We start from the raw sequence: 22,533 nt of genomic DNA on the forward strand, positions 1-22,533 counted from the left end.
AGTAAATCGAAAACCAAGATTTATCTGTATTGAAGATTTAAACGTTGGTGGAATGATGAAGAATAGGCACCTATCCAAAGTAGTTCAAAATCAGGGATTCTTTGAATTTAGAAAACAACTAGAATACAAATGCAATGATAGTGGTATTCAACTTATTATAGCTGATAGATTTTATCCATCATCAAAACTTTGTAGTTGCTGTGGGAAAATTAAAAAGGATCTAAAACTATCTGATAGAACTTATAGATGTGAGTGTGGAAATGTTATAGATAGAGATTTCCAAGCATCACTCAATCTAAGAGCTTATGGAGAAAAATTTGCAAGCTAACACCTAAACGTTAATGCAAATATGTACGGATACGTTAGTTCGGAATTTACGCCTATGGAGAGTACAAGAACTTGTGAGTAGATAGGTATTTATACCATCAAAAGCATACTCGCTGAAGTAGGAATGAAACATAAAAGTATATAACTTTTTATAAGTTTTCAGTAACGGTATATTATGGGAACATTAAATAATAGAAAAGTTGCAGTTATAGGTTGTGGATTTGTAGGAGCTGCTTCTGCTTTTGCCATTATGGAGAGTGGCTTATTTTCAGAAATGGTTCTAATCGACATGAATACTGACAAGGCGGAAGGTGAGGCCCTTGATATTAGTCACGGACTTCCTTTTTCAAAGCCAATGCAGATTTATGCAGGAGATTATAAGGATATTTCCGATGCTGCAGTTATTGTAGTTACAGCTGGCGCAGGTCAGAAACCAGGGGAAACAAGACTTGATCTTGTTAAGAAAAATGTTTCTATTTTCAAGTCAATCATTCCACAGATTTCTGAGGTTAATAAGGATGCAATCATGCTAATCGTTGCAAACCCAGTAGATATCTTAACTTATACAGCATGGAAACTATCAGGATATCCAGAGAATAGAGTATTTGGTTCAGGTACAACCCTTGATACTGCTAGACTTAAGTATTTGCTCGGCCAGCACTTAGATGTGGATAGCCGTTCAGTACATGCATTTATCGTCGGAGAGCATGGAGATAGCGAGATTGCAGTTTGGAGTAGTGCCAATGTATCTGGTATTCCAATTAATAGATTCTGCGAGATGAGAGGACATTTTCATCACGAAGAAGCAATGCAAAGAATAGCTGAAGACGTTAAGAATAGCGCCTATGAAATTATTAATAAGAAGGGCGCAACTTACTACGGAATTGCCATGTCAGTTCGCCGAATCTTAGAGGCGATTATTCGAGATGAGAAGACAATTCTTCCTATTTCAAGTATTCAGCATGACAATCACGGAGTTTCAGGCATTGCCTTTAGTATGCCAGCAATTGTTGGTAAAAATGGTGTAGAGGCCACAGTGCCTATCTCTCTAAGCCCAGATGAAGAAAAGGCCTTAAAGGAATCAGCTAGCACATTACAAAAGGTAATAGATGATGTATTCTAAATTGGATGTAGGCCTAGAAATGTATAAACTGATATAGATAAATTTCCCTCTCTACTTTAATTAGTAGAGAGGGTTTTTGCTTGCCATAAAGAGTTAAATGTTGTATCTTTTTAAGAAACAAGAAAATGTAAAGGCAAAGGGAGGCAGGCTATGATTTACCTAAAAGAAGCAAACATGGAAGACGTAGAAAAAGAATATGAGTTTATCACTAACACACCCGAGGATGAAAATGGATTTACAAACCCAGATTCTGGCTGTAGTCTAGAGGATTTTAAAGATAAGATTTTACCAGGACTTATAAAGATGTCTAGAGGTATTGATCTTCCAAAGGGATTCGTGCCACAGACCAGCTATTTTCTATGGGATGATGATAAAATCGTTGGCTTGTTTAGAGTAAGACATTATTTAAATGAATTCTTAAAGGAGCATGCCGGTCATATAGGTTATGGAATTGCTAAGGAATACAGAGGAAAAGGTTATGCAACTAAGGGACTATCACTTGCCCTTGATATGGCTAGAGATATTATCTTAGAGGATGAGCTTTACATGTCAGTTAGAAAAAACAATCCTGCTTCTCTTAAAGTTCAAACAAAAAATGGTGCTTACATTCATCATGAAGATGAAGAAGAGTATTACACAAGAGTTAAGATATGGGAAGTAGAATAGAATTAAAATTTGGGAAGTAGAATATGATAAAGAATGGGCAGCTAAGGAATACCTTAGTTGTCCATATTTTAGTTAGCTACATTTTATTGCTAAAGTAAGTATATAGAAGATATAATGATGTTAATGACAGCGTAAACAATTTAGAAAGATATTTGTGATATTTTTTTCTATTACAGCAGAAATGAAGGAAGGAAAACTATGGATAACATAGAGTCATATGTAAAGTGGAGAGCTGACATTGGATTTGATATAAGTCCTTTTAATTTAGTTGATAATGTGGTGTTTTGTGCCTTATCTTATACATGCTTTAAGGGTATTATACCTGTGCTTTTAGGAGAGACAATTACAGTAAAAGAGGCAATAGATCAGTTCTTTTTAAAGTATAGTGAAGAAGAAATAAATAATAATGGCGAATTAGTTTTGGCTAAGACTGAATTAATGAAATTAATGGCGAATTCTAATAGATATGGTCAGTTAAAGCTAAGTAATTATATAGACCTTTATGATGAAGATATGCAGTCTCAGTTTGCGGCATTTCATATTGAAATCAATGAAAACTATAGCTATGTTGCAATTAGAGGAACAGATATGTCTATTATTGGATGGCAAGAGGACTTTAGAATGGCCCACGAAGTGGTACCTGCACAGCGCTTTGCCACAAAATTTTTTAATAGGACATTAGTAGAAAATAAAAAATATTATGTTGGTGGACATTCAAAAGGTGGCAATCTAGCTGTTTATGCAGCATCAATGTGCGATGAAGAGGTACAAAATAAGATAGAGAATATTTTTGATAATGATGGACCAGGTTTTTTAAGAAATTATCTAGAATCTGAAAGTTACAAAAAAATTAGAGGAAGAATTGTAAAAATTGTACCTGAGTATTGTGTGATAGGTATGCTACTTGAACACGATTTAAATCCTATTATTGTAGGAAGTAATTTAGAGGGAATTATTCAACATGATTTAATGACATGGCAGGTAGATGGCTGCGATTTGAATAAAAAAGACAAACTATCAGATAAGGCTCAATTTTTAAATAATGTTGTGAATGATTGGATTAAGGATGCAAGCATAGAAAATAGAGAAGCTTTTGCTAATGATTTTTTTGAAGCATTAAAAGCTGGAGGGGCTAAGGATTTTATAGACCTTTCTAAATCAGGAGCAGGGGGCTTAGAAGATATTATTTTATCTTTAAGTTCATCTAAACCTAAGACTAAAGAGGCCGTCGGTAAGCTAGTTAAGTCCTTTTATCGCAATTCAAAAAGACTAGAATTAAGGTCATTGTTAAGAGATAAGAATTTGCTAATCTGCCTTTTATTTATTGTTATGGGCTTTATAATGATTGCATTTCCTAAATATGCTCTTTTTGGCATAGGAAGAGCAATAACTATAGGAATTATTTTTTATATGGTTTATAGAATTTATAGACTGCTTAAAACTAAGGAGCATGTTATTGTTATTAAAAAAACCAAGTTTTTACTCTATTTATTAGGGGAAGCCTTTGTAATATCTTTACTTTTAAAGCATGAAATGCTTATAGGACTTATGAATAATTTAATTGGAGTGTTGCTAGTATATACAGCAGGCGCATTTTTGATAATTATAAATGTAATAAACATTATTGTGCTAGTTTATAAAAAGATGAAGTAGCAAACCACATTGACTAACAGATTAATAGATAGATTTGTAAAAAAATAGACTCTACAATGTGTTGATCCATGTTGTAGAGTCTTTTGTTTTATATTAAAATTAAGATAATGAAATAATTATTGACAAAAAGGGGACAATAATGGAAAAAACAAGAAGCATATTAAGAAAGCTAATAGTTAAGATACCGAATTTCCTAGAGAAAATCATAGGTATAATTTTACTGATTGGTGTAATTTATGGCGGATTTAATTTAATACTAGAGGTTATGGATTTTTCAGGCAATATAGAAGTTACTGAATATGTTGAGAATATTTTAAATGCAGCTTTTAACGTAGTTATTGTAATTGAGTTTGTAAGAATGTTGGTGAAGCATTCTATGAACACAATTATTGAAGTGCTCATATTTGCAATTGCCAGAGGACTTGTGGCAGGACATGAAGAACCTTTATCCATTTTAATGAGAGTTATTGCAATAGCAGTTTTATTCTTTATTAGAAAGTATCTCTTTAAGGACTTCGATTTTGAGGAAGAAGAATAGAAATATTAGGTAAATTTTTTACAAAAGAATTGATGTATAGGTCAAAATTATAACAAGACATAAATATTAGGTATTTCCATAGCTAGAGGCCAAAACCTTATAATAAGACTAATCTAGGAAGGTGAGGTAATAGCTATGGAATTACAATTTTTAACACGATGTTTGTACGGAACTAATGATTTTGAAAACGTAGAAAACACAGGAAGTATAAGCTTCCCAATCTATCAAACAGCAACTTTTAAGCATCCAGGAGTAGGCCAAAGCACTGGTTTTGATTATAGTCGACTCCAAAATCCCACAAGACAACATTTAGAAGAAATATTAGCTAGTTTAGAAAATGCAAAAAAATCTTTTGCTTTTTCATCTGGAATGGCAGCAATCACTGCACTTATGGAAATATTTGAACCAGGAGATGAGCTTATAGCAGATGCAGATCTCTATGGTGGCAGTATAAGATTATTTGATAACATAAGTAACAAAAATGGTATTAAGTTTACAAGAATTAATTTATCTAAGGAAGATCCAAGAGAATATATAACAAAGAAAACAAAGGCAATTTATATAGAGACACCAACTAATCCTATGATGAATGTCATAGATATACAGGAAATGGCACGTATTGCAAAGGAGAATGATCTTTTGCTTATAGTGGATAATACATTTTTATCGCCATATTTTCAAAATCCAATTGATCTTGGGGCAGATATTGTGGTTCACAGCGGAACTAAATTCCTTGGAGGACATAATGATACATTAGCTGGCTTTGTAGTTACAAGTAATGAGGAAATTATTGAGAAAATGTCTTTTATTATTAAAACTGTAGGCTCAGGTCTCGCACCATTTGATAGTTGGTTAATTATAAGAGGTATTAAAACACTTGCTCTTAGAATGGAAAAGGCTCAAGAAAATGCCTTCAAAATTGTCAAATTTTTACAAAATAATAAAAAGGTAAAGAACGTCTACTATCCTGGAATTGAGGGACATAAAGGCTATGAGATTATGAAAAAGCAGGCTAGAGGTTTTGGCTCTATGATTAGTTTTGAGGTGGAATCTAGTGAACTTGCAAAGACTATTTTAAAAAGTACCAAGTTAATTCCTTTTGCAGAAAGTCTTGGAGGAACAGAGACACTTCTTACATATCCAACTACACAGACACATGCTGATGTTCCAGAAGATATCAGAATTGCTAATGGCATTACAGATTCAGTTCTTAGATTGTCTGTGGGAATTGAAGATGTGGAGGATTTAATAAAAGATTTAGATCAGGCTTTTAGGGCATATGAGGTTGATGATAAGGAAGTATGTCTTCAAGGAGCTGAAAATAAGCTTAGGAGGATTCATAATGAAGGAGACCAATCTTGATTTTGATGAGTATATAGAAAGAAGAAATACTGATTGTTTAAAATATGATTTTGCTGTCAGGAGAGGAAAGCCAGCAGATGTGCTACCTTTATGGGTAGCAGATATGGATTTTAGGGCACCTAGCACTGTCTTAACTAAGATAAAGGAAAGAGTTGATCATGGTATCTTTGGTTATACAGAGCCAAGGGATGATTATTATAATACAGTAATTGACTGGTTTAAAAGGCATCACGATTTAACAGTTGAAAGAAGTCAGATATTTACAACACCAGGAATCGTATATGCTATTGCGCTTGCAATTCGTGCCTTTTCAAAAGAGGGGGAAGCAGTACTTATTCAGCAGCCAGTTTATTATCCCTTTAGCGAACTAGTAAGGGATAACAATAGAAAGCTAGTAAGTAACGACCTCTATTTAGGAAAGGATGGAAAATATCACATTGACTTTGAAGACTTTGAAAAGAAGATAAAGGAGAATCATGTTAAGCTCTTTGTTCTTTGCAGTCCACATAATCCGGTAGGCAGAGTTTGGAATTATGAGGAATTAGAAAGAATCATTGATATTTGCTATGAGAATCAGGTTATTATCTTTAGCGATGAAATTCATTGTGATTTTACATTTTCAAATAACAAACATATTAGTTTATATAATGTAAATGAAAAGGCAAAGGAGATTGGTATAGTTGCCACATCTCCTGCCAAAACCTTTAATTTAGCTGGTTTACAGATTTCTAATATATTTGTTGCTAATAATGATTTAAGATATAAATTAAGAAAAGAAAAAGCAGCATCAGGTTATAGTCAACCAAATACTATAGGTGCGACGGCTTGTGTGGCAGCTTATAAATATGGCGAGGAATGGTATGAGGCTTTACTTGATTATTTAGATGCTAATTTAGAATTTGTTAGAAATTATTTAGAAGAAAATTTACCACAAGTTAAACTTATAGAGCCTGAGGGAACTTATCTTATATGGTTGGATTTTAGGGAGTTAAATCTATGCGTAAAAGATTTAGAGGATTTAATAGTCAATAAGGCAAAATTATGGCTAGATAGTGGTGAAATATTTGGTAAAATAGGAGAGGGATTTCAAAGAATAAATATAGCTACTAATAGAGCTATTCTTAAAGAAGCTTTAGAGCGAATTAGGAAGGCAGTAAAAGAGCTAGAATAGGAGTTTTTCATGACTATTTTACAGTTAAAATATGTTATAGCAGTGGCTAATTCTCGTTCTATGAGAGAGGCAGCAAGTGGACTTTTCATATCACAGCCAGCTTTGTCTGCTTCTATTAAGGAATTAGAGGAGGAGCTTAAAATACAGATTTTTGAGAGAAATAATAAGGGTATTAGTTTGACAAAGGAAGGGGCTGATTTTCTAAGTTATGCTAAGCAGGCTGTGAGCCAATACAGCTTAATAGAGGATAGATACTTAGATAAAGATAAGAATAAGATACATTTTAATGTGTCTATTCAACATTACATATTCGCAGTGCATGCATTTATTAACACAATTAAAGCGGTAGATGCAAGTAAATATAATTATTCTCTTAGTGAGACAAAGACGGATGATGTGCTTCTTAATGTAAGTAAGCTAAATAGTGAGGTAGGGGTTATTTCCTTTACTAAAGCCAATGAGAAACTTATTAAGAAACTTTTTAGAGAGTACGGATTAGAGTTTAAGGAACTTCTAAAGAGGGATACCTATGCTTATATGTGGAAGGATCATCCTCTTGCTAATAGGGATTTAGTTTCTTTAGAGGATTTAAGGGACTATCCTTGTGTCTCTTTTAATCAAAATAGTGATAGTGATTTTTATCTACCAGAGGAGGCTCTGTCTAATTATAATCAGGATAAGAGAATTGAGGTTAATGATAGAGCCAGTTCTGTAGAGTTTATGCAAGCACTCAATGGTTATTCTATTGGTACAGGCATAATGATTGCAAGTAAGGCTCTAAAGGAGGGCTTTGTAAGTGTTAAGTTAAAGGAAGAAGATCCTTTAACTATTGGTTATATAGTAAGAAAGAATAATAATCTGTCAGATATTGCAAAGATTTATATTGATGAGTTGTTAAAATATAAGGAAATTGTCGTCTAGGGATTAAATATGATAGAAAAGGCTTATCACAAACGATAAGTTTTAGAAAATAGTCATAAATAGTGGCTTATGCTATATTTTAAAACATAAAAATTAGAGCTTTTATCATTAACTGACTGGAAAGACCAGAGGTTTTTATAGCCTCTGGTTTTTTTGTTGTTCTAATAAAAATATAGAGCAAAAGAAATTGTGTTAATGACCACAGTTTCACATTATGAAAAAAGGAAGGAAAAAAGATTTATGAGAGAGAGACTAAGAAAGGCAAGACTAATAGAAAGGTTGTTTCCCTTAGCAGCAATTGTATTAAGTGTGGTGATATTATCCCTGAACTTAGTAGCATGTAACACAAGTAAAGAGTCAAAGGATGATGTTGATATTGTTATTGGAACAGCTAATGGTTCCCTTTGTTTAGCAGCGCTTCATGTTGCAATTGATAATGGATATTTTGAAGAGGAATTCTCAAAGGCAGGTATCAGTTGGAGAGTAGAAGAAATTGATATGTCAAATATTGCTGATTTGGTAGCTTCTAAAAAGATTGATGCTTCAACTCAGCTAGCAGGATCAATGATTCCTCAGATAGATAATGGTTTAGAGATTACATTTACAGCTGGTATGCATACAGGATGTACTAAGGTTTATTCTAAGTCAGATTCAGGAATTACATCACTTTCTGATTTAAAGGGAAAGAAAATCGGTGTTCCATCACTTGGTGATTCATCTGTTGTAGCACTAAAGAGAGCGTTATATGACTTAGGAATAGATGTATCTGCTTCTAAACCGGAAGTTGAGTGGGTAGTTTATTCGCTATCAGATTTACCAATTGCTCTTGAAAATGGCGCAATTGACGCAGCAGCTCTTCATGATCCAGTAGCTTATAATGCTGAGCAAGAATATGGATTTACTAAGATTTTAGATTTAAGTACTGATGAGAAATTTGCTAATGAATATTGCTGTATGTCATTTGTAACTAATGATCTTGCAACAAATAATCCAGAGGCAGCAGCAGCTTATACAAGAGCTATTTTAAAGGCTAGTGCATTTGTTTCAGCTAATCCATATGAGGCAGCTAAATTACAGATAGATAACAATCAATGCTCTGGTGATTTAGAGACTAATGCATATTTATTAGAATCTTATAATTATTCACCATCTGTAGAAGCAGCAAAGACAACAATTGTTAATGCAGCCAGTGAGTTATCTAGAATTGGTGAGTTAAAAGCCTCAGATCCATCAATCTTTGCAAGCAAGGCATTTACTAAATTTGATGGAGTACCAGATTCTTACACTTACGTGGATGGAGAATTTATAGAGAAAAACTAATTAGGAGGCATAAATGAAGAAAATAAAATTTGTTATTAGGCTTAGCCTTCCATTTATAGCAGTTATTATTTCTAATTTAGTTTACTATTTGGTAAAAGATAATGGAAAACAAAAGGAAATGGCACATCCCTATTATTTATATTTCTTATATTTAATAGCTGCAGTGATTTTAATAGAGTATATAATTGCAATTTTTAATGAAAAAATACGAAAAAGAATTATATATAAAACACCATTTTTAACAGGAATAATAGTTTTTTTATTGCTTCTAAATTACATAACAACTAAGACGCTATTACTTCCTACACTTTATTTCCCGTCATTAGATAGAATTATAGGATTGATTGTGGAACAAAGAGTATTCTTGATTCATAACATTTTAGATTCACTTGGACTTTTATTAGAAGGTTTCTTATGGGGAGTAACAGTTGGCTTTTTAACAGGTTTAGCCTTAGGATACTTTAAAAAAGTGGGTTATTGGTTAAATCCTGTTACAAAGGCTATTGGACCAATACCTACAACAGCTTGGATTCCATTGGCATTGTCAACATTTCCTACAACACATAGTGCAAATGTTTTTCTTATAGCCTTTGCTGTTTGGTTTCCAGTAACATTAATGACAAGTAGTGGTATACAAGGCATTGGACAGGTAAATTTTGAAGTTGCCGGAACATTAGGTGCAAGTACAATTTATCAGATATTACATGTAGCCATTCCAGCAGCGATGCCAAGCATTTTCCTTGGAGTTTTTTATGGAACAGTATCAAGCTTTGCAACTCTTATGGCTGTAGAAATGAATGGAAATTCTTCAGGAATTGGCTGGTATATAAATTGGCAAAAGTCAGTAATGATGTATGATGGCGTATACGCAGGATTAATTCTTATAGCTGTTATATGTTCACTATCACTTACTATATTATTTAAGGTTCGTGATAAGGTATTAATCTGGCAGAAGGGAGTAATTAAGTGGTAGGAGAAATTACAATTAATAATGTCTATAAAAGTTTTAAAAGTTTAGATCCAAGTAAAGAAGATACTCTTGCACTTAATGGAGTTGATTTAAAGATTGAGCCAGGTTCATTTGTAAGTTTAATAGGACCATCGGGATGTGGTAAATCTACATTACTTAGAATTATAGGTGGTCTTGATAAGGCAACTAGTGGCGAATTATTTCTTGATGGAAATAAAATTATTAAGCCAGGTAGTGATAGAGGTTTTGCTTTTCAGGGGTCAAATCTATTTCCTTGGTTAACTGTTGAAAAGAATATAGCCTTTGGCTTAAAAGCTAGACATATTTATAAAAAAGAAAAAGAAGAGGTGCAGAAATTCGTTGATTTAGTTGGCTTAAAGGGATTTGAAAAATCCTATCCACACCAGTTATCCGGTGGTATGCAGCAAAGAGCATCCCTTGCTAGAGCGTTAGTGGGACACCCATCAGTGCTTTTACTTGATGAACCCCTTGGTGCTCTAGATGCATTTACAAGAATGACTCTACAGGATGAGATCCTTAAAATCTGGAAGCAAAACAATATGACAATGCTTATGGTAACTCATGATGTAGATGAGGCAATTTATATGTCAGATAAGGTTGTTGTAATGTCAGCTAGACCATCAAAAGTTGAAGAGATTATAGATATTGATTTACCTAGACCAAGGGCAAGAGCCCAAGATACTTTCCAACAATATAGAACACGAATTCTTGATGTGTTGAATTTAGGTGGAAAGATTGAGGAGGTAGAATATTATCTTTAGTATTTTGTGGGGTATAAATAAAAAGCCTACAAGTAAATAAAATAATAAAAAAATGAGGAAGAAAAATGAAAAACAGAATAATTAGTTCAATAGCATATGTAGTATTAGGAATTTTATTAATTTTAATCCCAACTGTAGTATTTCCAGTGTGTGATTCAAGCATGATGAAAATGGCATGCTATTACACAGGAAAGGCAGTTGTAGGTATTGGCATTATAGTATTAATTCTTGGAGTTGTATCAATTCTTTTTAAAGACGAAAAGGTCAGATTAGGAATAAGCATAGCAATAATTACAGATACAGTTCTTATCTATTTATATACTTTCAAGTTAATAGGTCTTTGCAAAAATGAGACAATGGATTGCCGTGTAGCAACAGAACCAGCACTTTTAGTTGCAACAACAATTCTTTTGTTAGTAGCACTGCTTAATGTGATTTTTATTATAGTAACAAATAAAAATAAGGTAGAGTCCAAGAATTAACTTAGGATAGAAAGGAAGACTTGGATGCAGAAACTAAGAAGATCGATTAAAAGCGTTAATAGAAATCCGATATATAGCTTATTTATTTTTATACCGCTTGTAATAATATCTTTTATGTTTTTTGCAGGGACAGTAGTGGATCAGAGTCTTGTTAGAGGAATGGCTAATATGGAAAAAAGACTTGGCTCTGATCTAATGCTGGTTCCAGCAGGAAGTAAGGAAGAGGCAACTTCTACATTACTTGAAGGATATAGAGGAACATTTTATTTTAGCAAAGATGCTTATGAGCAAATATTGAATATTGATGGAATTAAGGAAGTGACAGCTCAGTTTTATCTAAAATCCCTTTCTGCTGATTGTTGTTCTAGTGAGGTAGAGATAGTTTTTTATGATCCAGAATCAGATTTTATAATAGGCTCTTGGATTAACTCTAAAGTAACTGCAAAGCAAGATGCAAATTCAATTATAATTGGAAGCCAGGTTAATGCCACAAATGGTTATATAAAGTTGTTTGGTAAAGAATATAAGGTGGCTGCCCAAATGGCTAAAACGGGAACAAGTCTTGATAGCTCGGTATATTTTACCTTTGATTCCTTAGAAAGTGTTTTAACAGATGCACAAAATGGCGGTGCATTCTTAACAGATAATCAAAAGCAAACTAATTTAATTTCATCGGTGTTTATAAATGTAGATGATGGAGTAGATCTTGAGAAAATTATAGAGAATATAGAAGATAGTGTAGATGAGGATATAGATATAGTCTATCCTAAAGAATTATCAAGCAGTTTAAGGACAAATTTAAAGGGAATATATACATCAACTCATTTGATATTTATTTTTACGGGCATATTGATATTTTTTATATTAGTTATTGTAAATATCATTATAGCTAATGAGAGAAAGCGTGAAATTGCATTACTTAGAGTCTTTGGAGTTTCAAGAAAAAATGTTATTTCAATCCTTAATGAAGGGGCTGTTCTAATAGCGATTGTTGCATCAGCAACAGGATGTGTTCTTGCAAATATAATTGTAGTCATGTTTAGTAATCTGTTGGCACGTAATTTAGATATGCCATATCTTTTGCCATCCGCATCAAGAATAATTCTATTATACATAGTTGTTATAGCGGTTTTAGCTTTAATAACAGCATTAAGTTCTTTGGTGCCTGCTATATACATAAGTGGGCTTGAGGTGTATAAGGCGCTAAGAAAGGAGGGGGAATAGTTGATAGAATTAAAGAATATAGCTGTTAGCTATAATAAAAGTGCGGGAAATGTTTTTGAAAATGTTAATAAGACCTTTGATAATAATGAATTCGTTATAATTAAAGGCCCTTCAGGAGCTGGCAAAAGTACCTTATTAGCTGTAATAGGAGCTTATTTAAATCCTGCTTTTGGAAATGTAATTTATAACGGTAAGGATATAAATAAATTAAGCAAGAAGAAAATAGATTTAATACATAGAGAAAAGTTTGGTTATGTGCCACAATCTAATGTAATGCTAAAAAGCTATTCTATTATAGAAAATGTAACATCTCCTTATCTTTATGGAAATAAGAATTTGGAAAAAATAAAATTAGAGGAAAGAGCAGGACAAATTTTAAGTGACTTAGGTCTTTCTAATAAGCTTTATAATAAGCCAAATGAGTTATCTGGAGGAGAGTTAAAGAGAGTGGCTATAGCAAGAGCCCTTCTTATGGAACCTGAAATTGTGCTTGCAGATGAGCCAACTACTGGGCTTGATAGCCAAACAGGAAAAATAATTTTAGATTATCTTTATAATTATTCGAGAAAGAATAAATTGGTTATAGTTTCAACACATGATGAAAAAGCTTTTAAGTATGAAGCAAGAATAGAGGATATTACAAGCTTATAAGATGCTTTTTGTACATTGATAACAAAATACATAAAGTCAGTTTGGCAAGTTTGGTTATAAAAAAAACTTATCACTAAGAATAAAATTTACCGATTTTTCAAACATTACAAAGGGTGATAATATATAGTCAATCCAGTTAAGGATAAAAAATATCAAAAAGCAAACATAATAACAAATTTAAGGAGGAAAAGAAAATGAGCGAAATTAAACAGAGTGCATTAGAATTAATCGGAGGAACACCAATTTTACAACTTAATTCTTATTCAAAGAAAAGGGAGATTACAGAAGCAACAGTACTTGCAAAGTTAGAGTATTTAAATCCAGCAGGATCAGTTAAAGATAGAATTGCATTAGCAATGATTGAAGATGCAGAAGAAAAGGGTATCTTAAAGCCAGGCGCAACAATTATTGAACCTACAAGTGGTAATACAGGTATCGGTCTTGCATCAGTTGCAGCAGCTAAGGGTTACAAGGCAATTCTTACACTTCCTGATACAATGTCAGTTGAAAGAAGAAATCTATTAAAGGCATATGGCGCTGAGCTTGTTCTTACAGAAGGTGCTAAGGGTATGAAGGGCGCTATTGCTAAGGCAGAAGAATTAAATAAGGAAATTGAAGGTTCAGTTATCCTTGGACAGTTCGTTAACGAAGCTAATCCAAAGGTACATAAGGAAACAACAGGTCCAGAAATCTGGAAGCAGACAGAAGGTAAGGTTGATATCTTTGTTGCAGGTGTTGGTACAGGTGGAACAATCACAGGTGTTGGCGAATACTTAAAGGAACAGAATCCTAATGTTAAGGTAGTTGCAGTAGAACCTGCTACATCAGCAGTTCTTTCAACAGGTAAGGCTGGTGCACATAAGATTCAGGGTATCGGTGCTGGTTTCGTTCCTGATGTATTAAATACAAAGGTTTATGATGAAATCATTCCAATCGAGAATGAAGATGCATTTGCAGAAGGCAGAACATTTGCAAGAACTGAGGGTATCTTAGTTGGTATTTCATCAGGTGCAGCTCTTAAGGCAGCAGAAATTCTTGCAAAGAGACCAGAAAATAAGGGTAAGACAATTGTTGCATTACTTCCAGATTCTGGTGATAGATATCTTTCAACAGCTCTTTTTGCTGAATAATAACTAAAATGATCTTTAACTCAGTCGGAGAAATCTCCCACATCTAAGCGTTAGCGTAGGTGGGGGTTATGACAAACTATACTCATTCGGGGTACAAGCTCCGACTGAGTTAAACGCTCCGCGAGGATGCGCACGGATTCGGACAGGAATTTGTCTGCAGTAGCAGACCCGAATCCGGCGCGCAAGACTCGCGAGCGAGTCTTGCAATAATAAGGAGGTGGGCTTTAGTGGCTAGATTAGAACAAACAGGAAAAAGTACAAATGATTATATTGACGAAGTAAAGAAAATTGTAGAAGATATAAAGTTTGGAAGCCTAACTCTTGTTATTCAAGATGGCAAAGTTATTCAATTAGACAGAATCGAAAAAATAAGATTATAAATGTAAACTGACTGGAAAGACCAGAGGTTACTTAGTTGTCTGTTTTTTACAAAATAGCAGTTTCATTTGCTGCAAAGTTTTGTAAAAATACGACAAATAGGTAACCTCTATTTTTTATACCCAATTTTAGCTTTTAAAGATAACTAGTAAGTTAAAACTGTAGTAAATGTAAAGAAGGAAGGAATTACATGGGAAGAGAATATAGTGATTTACAAAACTCGCATCCATGTTTTGGAGGACATAAAAATAATGCCGGTAGAATTCATTTACCAGTAAGTCCGGGATGTAATATAGCATGTAAGTTTTGCGATAGAACCATTAATGATGTAGAGGAAAGACCAGGTGTTACCTCTAAAATCTTAAAACCAGAGGAATCTGTAGAAATATTAAAGAAAGCATTAGAGATTTGTCCAGACATTAAAGTTGCTGGAATTGCAGGACCTGGCGATACATTGGCAACAGATAATGCTATAAAGACATTTTCAATAATAAAGAAGGAGTTTCCACAGCTTATTAAATGTATGAGCACTAATGGTTTACTTCTTAATGAAAGAGCCGAGGAAATTATAGCCTTAGGACTTGATTCATTGACAGTTACAGTTAATGCAATTGATCCAGAAATAGAAGCGCAATTAAATGATTACATTATCTATCATGGAAAGAAAATTGAGGGAGTAGAGGGCGCTAAGATCCTTATTCATAATCAGCTGGAAGGTATAAAGAAAGTTGCTGCGGCTGGAATTACAATTAAGGTTAATTCGGTTTTGGTACCAGAAATTAACGGTGATCATATTGAGGAAATAGCTAAAACTGTAAAGGCAGCAGGAGCTAAGATGTATAACGTTATTCCTTTAATACCGCAACATAAATTAAAGGATTTAAAAGCTCCAGCATGTGCTGATATTGAAAAGGCAATTTGGAAGGCAAGCAAGCATATTGAGGTATTTAGACATTGCCAAAGATGTAGAGCTGATGCAGTAGGCGTTCCAGGAGTGTCAGAGTTTGGAGATCAGATATATCAGAGAAGATTAAGAGTAAGGGAGACATTTTCACATGGCTAATTCTTATAAAATCGGCGTTGCATCCCTTGACGGTATGTATGTTAACTGTCATTTTGGCAGAGCTAACAAATTTTACATATATGAGGTAGGTGATGGTGACGAGATAGATTTCGTCGAGTTAAGACATGTAGTGCCGGTGTGCGCTGGAGGAAATCATGATACTAATTTGCTTGAGACAAATGTAAAAAGATTTCTAGATTGTAAATATTTGATAGTTGCAAGAGTTGGTGATGGTGCAATGTCTATAGCCAATAATTTGGGAATTGAAATTCATGAAATCCCTGGAGATATTTACGATTCAATTGAGCAGCTAATTAAATATAAAAAAGTGCAGGAATTATTTAACTAAAGAGTATTGGCAGAAGTAATTAATATAAGGAAAGGGAAGGAAAATTATGAGCGAATTAAGACAAATTGCGATTTATGGAAAGGGAGGTATTGGTAAATCTACAACAACACAAAATTTAACAGCTGGACTTGTTGAACATGGTAAGAAAGTTATGGTTGTAGGATGTGATCCTAAGGCAGATTCTACAAGATTACTTCTTGGCGGTTTAGCTCAGAAGACAGTTCTTGATACTATTAGAGAAGAAGGCGAAGATATTGAACTTGATAGAATCTTAAAGGAAGGCTATGGCGGAACAAAGTGTGTTGAATCTGGCGGTCCAGAGCCAGGTGTTGGATGTGCTGGTAGAGGTATTATTACATCTATTAACATGCTTGAAAACTTGGGAGCTTATACAGATGATCTTGATTATGTTTTCTATGATGTATTAGGTGATGTAGTTTGTGGTGGTTTTGCAATGCCTATTAGAGAAGGTAAAGCTAAGGAAATCTATATCGTTGCTAGTGGTGAAATGATGGCTTTATATGCTGCTAACAATATTTCAAAGGGTATTAGAAGATATGCTAAGACAGGTGGTGTAAGACTTGGTGGTATCATTTGTAACTCAAGAAATGTAGATAGAGAGTTAGACCTTTTAAGAGCATTTTCAAAGGAATTAGGTACTAAGTTATTATACTTTGTTCCTAGAGATAATGTGGTTCAGCATGCTGAAATTAACAAAAAGACTGTTATTGAATATAGACCTGATTCTAACCAGGCTCAGGAATATAGAAATCTTGCTCAGGCAGTTATTGAAAATAAGGATTTTGTAATTCCAACTCCAATGACACAGGAAAGACTTGAGGAAATCTTAATGGAATATGGAATGATGGAATTAGCAGATGATTACAAGATCTAATTAATATAGAGGATCATAAAAGAGGAAGGAAAGAATATGGGAAAAATCAATAAATCAATTACAGAATTAGTAGGAAAAACTCCTTTACTTGAACTAGTTAATTATGAAAAGAAACATAATTTAGAAGCAAAGATTTTAGTTAAGCTTGAATATTTTAATCCTAATCAAAGCGTTAAGGATAGAATTGCGCTTTCAATGGTTGAAGATGCTGAAAAGAAGGGACTTTTAAAGCCAGGATATACAATTGTTGAAACAACTAGTGGTAATACAGGTATTGGTCTTGCAGCTATTGCAGCATCTAAGGGATATAAGTTTAGGGTTTATATTCAGGACAATGTAAGTAAAGAAAGATTCCAGGTAATTAAAGCCTTTGGCGGTGAAACAATCAAATTGTCAGAAGAGCCTCATGTGGCTAAGACTCTTGCTGAAACTGGTGGAGATTTTGTTGCAGCTATTAAGACTTTAAAAGAAGAGGTTTTATCTAAGGAAGAAAATATCTATTTTGTAGATCAGGTTTCAAATCCAGCAAATCCAGCTGTTCATGAGCGTACAACTGGTCCTGAAATTTGGGAAGATACAGACGGTAATTTAGATATTTTTGTTGCAAATGTAGGTACAGGCGGAACTGTATCAGGAACAGGTAAATTTTTAAAGAGCAAAAACCCTGATATTAAGATTGTAGCAATTCAGCCAGGACCTAATTCACTTCCAAGTGAGACAAATCCTGAACCTGAGGAGATTACAGGAGTACATCCTTTTGAAGGAATTCCAGCAGAAAGAATACCAGCAACTTTTGATAGAAATATCTATGATGAAAAGGTAGAAGTAGAAACTGTTGAAGCATTTAAGGCAGCTAGAGAAGTAGCAAAGTCTGATGGAATTTTAATTGGAACATCATCAGGAGCTGCAATTTATGCAGCAACTAAACTCGCACAAAGACCTGAGAACAAGGGTAAGACAATTGTTGCAGTGCTTCCAGATACAGGTCTTAGATATTTATCTACAAACTTGTTTAATGAGGATTTTTTAGTATAGGAGACTAATATGGCAATTAATTTAAATAATTCAAACGTTGCAACACGTGAAAACAGAATTGGTTCTATTACAGGATATGTAGGTACGTTAAAGGATTTAGCTAGTCAAAGTGAATGCGGAACATTAAAGGGATGTTCTAGATGTTTTTCACAGTCTAGTACTTGTCTTTCATCTTGTGGACTTGGTCAGTTATCAGCTATTAGAAATGTAGCAGTAATTCACCATGGCCCGGCAGGATGTTCAGTAGCTAGTGCTGGTGCTTACTATATGTCTAGGGTAATGGCAAAGAAAAGAGGAGTTACATCTAACACAATTTACATTGGAACTGATATGAATGAAAAAGATACAATCTTTGGTTCAACAGAAAGCTTAAGAAAGGTAATTCTTGAGGTTAATAAAAGATATTCTCCTGAAGCAATTTTTGTATCAAGCTCATGTGCTACAGGTATTATCGGTGAAGATATTGATAGTATTGTAGAAGAGGTAAGAGATGAGATAGAAGTTCCAATTGTAGCAGTACATTGTGAAGGTTTTAAGTCAAGAATTTGGGCTACAGGTTTTGATATTGCAGATCATGCAGTATTACAGGAAATCGTACAGCCACCAAGAGAAGGCGTTAAGACTAATAAGATTAATTTTAAGAACTTTTTTGAATCTGCAAGACCAGAGATTATTGAAATCTTTAAGAGATTTGATCTTGAACCAGTATTCCTTTATTGTAATTCAACAGTTGAGGAATTATCACATATTTCTGAAAGCCTTGCTACAACATGTATTTGTGGTACACTTGGTAACTATTTAGGAAATGCTTTAGAGGAAAAGTATGGTGTTCCATACATTAGAAGTATTAACCAGTGCGGTATTAAGGGCTTTGAGACATGGCTTCGTGAAATTGGTAGAGTAACTAATAGATCAGAAAAGGTTGAAGAATATATCCAGGAGCAGCGTGCTATTTATATTCCTCAGATTGAAGAAGTTAAGAAGGAATTAAAGGGCCTTAGAGCAGTTCTTGGTATGGGACCTGGTTATACATTTGAAGTATCAAGAGTATTAGACGAACTTGGCATCAAGGTAGATTGGGCTCTTGCATGGCATTATGATAAGAAGTATGAAAATGGAGATGTTCCACCTTCAATGAAGTACTTACTTGATAATGATATTGACTTTGAGGCAAGTGTAGCTGATCAGCAGAATTATGAAGTAATGAATATTCTTAATAAATATAAGCCAGATATGTATCTTTCACGCCATCCAGGCTCAACTGTTTGGGCAATTAAAAATGGTACACCAGCAATTTATGTTGCTGATGAATATATGATATTTGGTTATAAGCATACACTAGAATTTGCTAAGACTATCGTGGATGCAATTAAAAATAGAAGTTTTGAAGAAAATCTAGCAAAGAGAACGAAGCTTCCATACACAGACTGGTGGTATAAGCAGGATGTGGATACATTCTTAGAGGAGGCAAAATAAGATGGCAAAGATATTAGACAAGCAAAGATATAAGTGTGCCTTAGGAGCTATGCAGACAGTACAGGCAATTGAGAGAGCTCTTCCTATACTACATTCTGGTCCTGGATGTGCACAAAAACTATCAGATACTAATGGAAGTTCAGGTTATTTTTCACCTAATATTTTCCCATGTACAAGTATCAATGAGAAAGATGTAGTATTTGGTGGCGTAAAGAAGTTAGACTCAACAATAGAAAATGCTCTAAAGGTTGTAGATGCTGATCTTTATGTCGTTTTAACAGGATGTATTCCAGAAATTGTTGGTGATGATACAGGAGAAGTTGTATCAAGATACGCAGATAACGACAAGCCAGTTGTATATGCACCAACTGCCGGTTTTAAGGGTAATAATTATAAGGGTCATGAGCAGGTTGTAAATGCTATTATTGATCAGTACTTAGAACCTTCAGATAAGAAGCAAAAGGGCTTGGTAAATATCTGGGCTGATGTTCCTTATCAGGATTTATTCTGGCTTGGTAACATTCGTGAACTTGAAAATTTAGTTAGAGAAATAGGTTTAACACCTAATACAATTTTTGGTTATAAGCGTGGTATTGATAATATTAATAAAATACCAGAAGCTGAGTTTAATCTTTTAGTATCACCTTGGGTAGGTTTAAGTACAGTTAAGAAACTTGAAAAGAAGTTTGGTACACCATATCTTCATTTAAAGACATTACCTGTAGGTGCTACAGAGACTAGCAAATTCCTTCGTGAGGTAGGAAAATTTGCAGGTGTTGATGAATTTACTGTAGAGCGTGTAATTAAGGAACATGAAGACTATTATTATTATTTAATTGAAAGATATGCTGATCTTTTCCTTGAAAACAGAGTTATTAATAAGCAGTTTACAGTAGTTGCAGATGCACAATATACACTAGGAATTACTAAATTCTTGGTAAATGATTTAGGACTTGTTCCTGCAAAGCAGTTTATTGTGGATGACACTCCTGCAAATCAAAGAGAAGCAATTGCAGAAGAATTTAAGAAATTAAATTATGGTATTGAAGCAGAAGTTTCTTTTGAAACAGATGGTTTTAAGATTCATGATGAAATTAGAAATCACGATTATCATGGTTATCCATTGGTTTTAGGCGGATATTATGAAAAGGATGTTACAGAAGAATTAAAGGGTAATTTCTTAAATATATCATGGCCAGTACAGGATAAGGTTGTATTTGATAGAGCTTATGCAGGTTATACAGGTGGTATTAGATTAATTGAAGATATCTATACTGTTGCGGTTCAAAGATTCAACTAATAATCGTAATAAATAAGCATAAGAAGGTGTTGTTATGGCATATAAAATAGCAGTGGCATCTTCTGATGGAGTTAATATTGATGTAAAATTTGGGGCTATAGACTCTTTTCTTGTTTATGAGATAGATGATGATGAAATTAATTTTTTGGAAAAGAGACTGATAGCCTTAGATGAAGAAAATGTGACTAAGACTAGTGCAAATGTTAACTCAAAATCAGATTGTAATAGTTCTTGTAATACTAATTCTTGTGGTGGAGGCGCTAAAGGTTGTGGCGGCCCTAGTGGAGTTACTTCTAGAGTAGAACTTATAGGTGATTGTAGAAGTGTTGTATGCGCTAAGGTTGGTTTTCAGGCTCAAAAACAGTTTGAAAAGAAGGCTATATCAGTATTTGATATAGAATGTCCAATAGACTTTGCCCTTAAAAAAATTAGTAGTTATTACAAGGCAATAGATGGTAAACAGAAGTGGCAGGCCAATTTATAAAGTGATATCAGATTCATGATAAAAAATATATAAAAATCATAATCTTAAAGGACAAAACTTGACTTCATAGATTATACTATATATGACTTTTTAAAATTGCTAATTCAAATAATTTATTATAAAGGAGTATATATGAAAAGAGCTTTAGTTGCTATGAGCGGTGGCGTTGATAGTAGTGTGTCAGCTTATCTGATGAAGAAAAATGGTTATGATTGTGTGGGCTGCACAATGAGATTATATGAGAATAATATGATAGGGGAGGATATGCTTAGTACATGTTGTTCTCTTAAAGATACAGAGGATGCAAGAAGCGTTTGCAACAAACTAGGCATTCCTTATCATATTTTCCATTATGAGAATTTATTCCAGCAGGAAGTTATAGAAAATTTCGTTTCATGTTATGAATTAGGATTAACACCTAATCCATGTATTGAATGTAATAGACATTTTAAATTCAATCACTTATATGACAAGATGAGAGAAAATGACTGTGAATATATAGTAACAGGTCATTATGGAAGAATTGAATTTAACGAAGAGACTAAAAGATATGAATTAAAGAAGGCAGTTGATTTAACTAAGGATCAAAGTTATGTGCTATATACAATGACGCAGGATCAGTTGGCACATACAATTTTCCCACTTGGAGGATATAAGAAGACTGAAGTTCGTGAGATTGCCAATGAAAATGAATTTAAAAATGCAAAAAAACATGAAAGTCAGGATATTTGCTTTGTACCTGATGGTGATTATGTTGGCTTCATGGAAAGATATAGAAATAAGAAATATCCAGAAGGAGATTTTGTTGATTTAGATGGTAATTTCTTAGGAAAGCATAAGGGTTATGTCCATTATACAATAGGTCAGAGAAAGGGCCTTGGAATTGCAATGGGATATCCAGCTTATGTAGTTGATATTGATGCCAAGGAGAATAAGGTTGTACTTGGTAAGAATGAAGATTTATTTACAAGAACATTAGAGGCAGATCATATTAATTTAATCTCAGTTCCTGATTTATATGAGGAAAGACATATTAAGGCAAAGATTAGATATGGAATGGTTGAGCAACCAGCTACAGTAAAACAAATATCAGAAGATAAGATTGTTGTTACTTTTGATGAGCCACAACGTGCTATAACAAAAGGACAAGCTGTTGTACTATATGACGGAGATACAGTAGTTGGTGGAGGTGTTATTACATCTACTGTTAGGGAATAGAAAAAGGCACGGTAA

General features: G+C 33.7%; 24 protein-coding genes. All 24 read left to right on the forward strand.

Translation table 11 applies throughout. The annotated features are described in order from the left end of the window. On the forward strand, nt 1–328 hold a 328-nt coding region (locus G600_RS0109315; protein WP_027431697.1), incomplete at its 5' end, for an RNA-guided endonuclease InsQ/TnpB family protein. 174 nt (nt 329–502) lie between these two features. Then, entirely contained in the window at nt 503–1,450 is a 948-nt protein-coding gene (locus G600_RS0109320; protein ID WP_027431698.1) for an L-lactate dehydrogenase, read from the forward strand. Nucleotides 1,451–1,600: 150 nt separating this feature from the next. Further along, the gene (locus G600_RS0109325) at nt 1,601–2,116 is read left to right on the forward strand and encodes a GNAT family N-acetyltransferase (protein ID WP_027431699.1); all 516 of its coding nucleotides are present in this window, start codon (nt 1,601–1,603) and stop codon (nt 2,114–2,116) included. Nucleotides 2,117–2,314: 198 nt separating this feature from the next. After that, nucleotides 2,315–3,769 carry an Mbeg1-like protein gene (locus G600_RS0109330; protein ID WP_027431700.1) on the forward strand — a complete coding sequence of 485 codons (1,455 nt, stop codon included), beginning with the start codon at nt 2,315–2,317 and terminating at the stop codon, nt 3,767–3,769. A gap of 139 nt (nt 3,770–3,908) precedes the next feature. Then, nucleotides 3,909–4,307: a hypothetical protein gene (locus tag G600_RS14295; protein ID WP_034246158.1), complete on the forward strand. Its 399-nt coding sequence runs from the start codon at nt 3,909–3,911 to the stop codon at nt 4,305–4,307. 135 nt (nt 4,308–4,442) lie between these two features. Continuing rightward, complete coding sequence (locus G600_RS14300) at nt 4,443–5,669, forward strand: trans-sulfuration enzyme family protein (protein WP_081669464.1); 1,227 nt, start codon at nt 4,443–4,445, stop codon at nt 5,667–5,669. Beyond that, complete coding sequence (locus G600_RS0109345; RefSeq protein ID WP_027431701.1) at nt 5,650–6,840, forward strand: MalY/PatB family protein; 1,191 nt, start codon at nt 5,650–5,652, stop codon at nt 6,838–6,840. The genes G600_RS14300 and G600_RS0109345 overlap by 20 nt, the downstream gene beginning before the upstream one ends. 9 nt (nt 6,841–6,849) lie before the next feature. Next, the gene (locus G600_RS0109350; protein ID WP_027431702.1) at nt 6,850–7,761 is read left to right on the forward strand and encodes a LysR family transcriptional regulator; all 912 of its coding nucleotides are present in this window, start codon (nt 6,850–6,852) and stop codon (nt 7,759–7,761) included. Nucleotides 7,762–8,001: 240 nt separating this feature from the next. After that, nucleotides 8,002–9,081: an ABC transporter substrate-binding protein gene (locus G600_RS14305; protein ID WP_051195463.1), complete on the forward strand. Its 1,080-nt coding sequence runs from the start codon at nt 8,002–8,004 to the stop codon at nt 9,079–9,081. 13 nt (nt 9,082–9,094) lie between these two features. Then, complete coding sequence (locus tag G600_RS0109360; RefSeq protein ID WP_027431703.1) at nt 9,095–10,054, forward strand: ABC transporter permease; 960 nt, start codon at nt 9,095–9,097, stop codon at nt 10,052–10,054. Beyond that, nucleotides 10,048–10,833, forward strand: a complete 786-nt coding sequence (locus G600_RS0109365) for an ABC transporter ATP-binding protein (protein WP_027431704.1) — start codon at nt 10,048–10,050, stop codon at nt 10,831–10,833. Before G600_RS0109360 ends, G600_RS0109365 begins: the two co-directional genes overlap by 7 nt. Nucleotides 10,834–10,898: 65 nt before the next feature. After that, nucleotides 10,899–11,315, forward strand: a complete 417-nt coding sequence (locus G600_RS14310) for a DUF4418 family protein (protein WP_051195464.1) — start codon at nt 10,899–10,901, stop codon at nt 11,313–11,315. Nucleotides 11,316–11,483: 168 nt separating this feature from the next. Continuing rightward, nucleotides 11,484–12,539, forward strand: a complete 1,056-nt coding sequence (locus tag G600_RS0109375) for an ABC transporter permease (protein WP_162141500.1) — start codon at nt 11,484–11,486, stop codon at nt 12,537–12,539. Next, complete coding sequence (locus G600_RS14315; protein WP_051195465.1) at nt 12,540–13,190, forward strand: ABC transporter ATP-binding protein; 651 nt, start codon at nt 12,540–12,542, stop codon at nt 13,188–13,190. It begins immediately after the preceding gene. Nucleotides 13,191–13,384: 194 nt separating this feature from the next. Next, the gene (gene cysK / locus G600_RS0109385; RefSeq protein WP_027431706.1) at nt 13,385–14,320 is read left to right on the forward strand and encodes a cysteine synthase A; all 936 of its coding nucleotides are present in this window, start codon (nt 13,385–13,387) and stop codon (nt 14,318–14,320) included. A 227-nt stretch (nt 14,321–14,547) separates the two neighbouring features. After that, nucleotides 14,548–14,700 (forward strand): YezD family protein, encoded by a 153-nt coding sequence (locus G600_RS15475; RefSeq protein WP_081669466.1) that lies wholly within the window; start codon nt 14,548–14,550, stop codon nt 14,698–14,700. Between the two features lie 188 nt (nt 14,701–14,888). Beyond that, nucleotides 14,889–15,761, forward strand: a complete 873-nt coding sequence (locus G600_RS0109395; RefSeq protein WP_027431707.1) for a radical SAM protein — start codon at nt 14,889–14,891, stop codon at nt 15,759–15,761. Continuing rightward, complete coding sequence (locus G600_RS0109400) at nt 15,754–16,110, forward strand: NifB/NifX family molybdenum-iron cluster-binding protein (protein ID WP_027431708.1); 357 nt, start codon at nt 15,754–15,756, stop codon at nt 16,108–16,110. Before G600_RS0109395 ends, G600_RS0109400 begins: the two co-directional genes overlap by 8 nt. A 46-nt stretch (nt 16,111–16,156) precedes the next feature. Beyond that, nucleotides 16,157–17,005: a nitrogenase iron protein gene (gene nifH, locus G600_RS0109405; RefSeq protein ID WP_027431709.1), complete on the forward strand. Its 849-nt coding sequence runs from the start codon at nt 16,157–16,159 to the stop codon at nt 17,003–17,005. 36 nt (nt 17,006–17,041) lie between these two features. Then, nucleotides 17,042–18,040, forward strand: a complete 999-nt coding sequence (locus tag G600_RS0109410; RefSeq protein WP_027431710.1) for a PLP-dependent cysteine synthase family protein — start codon at nt 17,042–17,044, stop codon at nt 18,038–18,040. Nucleotides 18,041–18,049: 9 nt separating this feature from the next. Further along, entirely contained in the window at nt 18,050–19,516 is a 1,467-nt protein-coding gene (locus G600_RS0109415) for a nitrogenase component 1 (protein ID WP_027431711.1), read from the forward strand. Between the two features lies 1 nt (nt 19,517). Beyond that, nucleotides 19,518–20,816: a nitrogenase component 1 gene (locus G600_RS0109420; protein ID WP_027431712.1), complete on the forward strand. Its 1,299-nt coding sequence runs from the start codon at nt 19,518–19,520 to the stop codon at nt 20,814–20,816. A gap of 34 nt (nt 20,817–20,850) precedes the next feature. Next, nucleotides 20,851–21,300, forward strand: a complete 450-nt coding sequence (locus G600_RS0109425) for a NifB/NifX family molybdenum-iron cluster-binding protein (RefSeq protein ID WP_027431713.1) — start codon at nt 20,851–20,853, stop codon at nt 21,298–21,300. Nucleotides 21,301–21,432: 132 nt separating this feature from the next. After that, nucleotides 21,433–22,518: a tRNA 2-thiouridine(34) synthase MnmA gene (gene mnmA / locus G600_RS0109430; RefSeq protein ID WP_027431714.1), complete on the forward strand. Its 1,086-nt coding sequence runs from the start codon at nt 21,433–21,435 to the stop codon at nt 22,516–22,518. Nucleotides 22,519–22,533 lie beyond the last annotated feature (15 nt).

This window comes from Lachnospira multipara ATCC 19207 (genome assembly GCF_000424105.1).
Taxonomy (GTDB): domain Bacteria; phylum Bacillota; class Clostridia; order Lachnospirales; family Lachnospiraceae; genus Lachnospira; species Lachnospira multipara.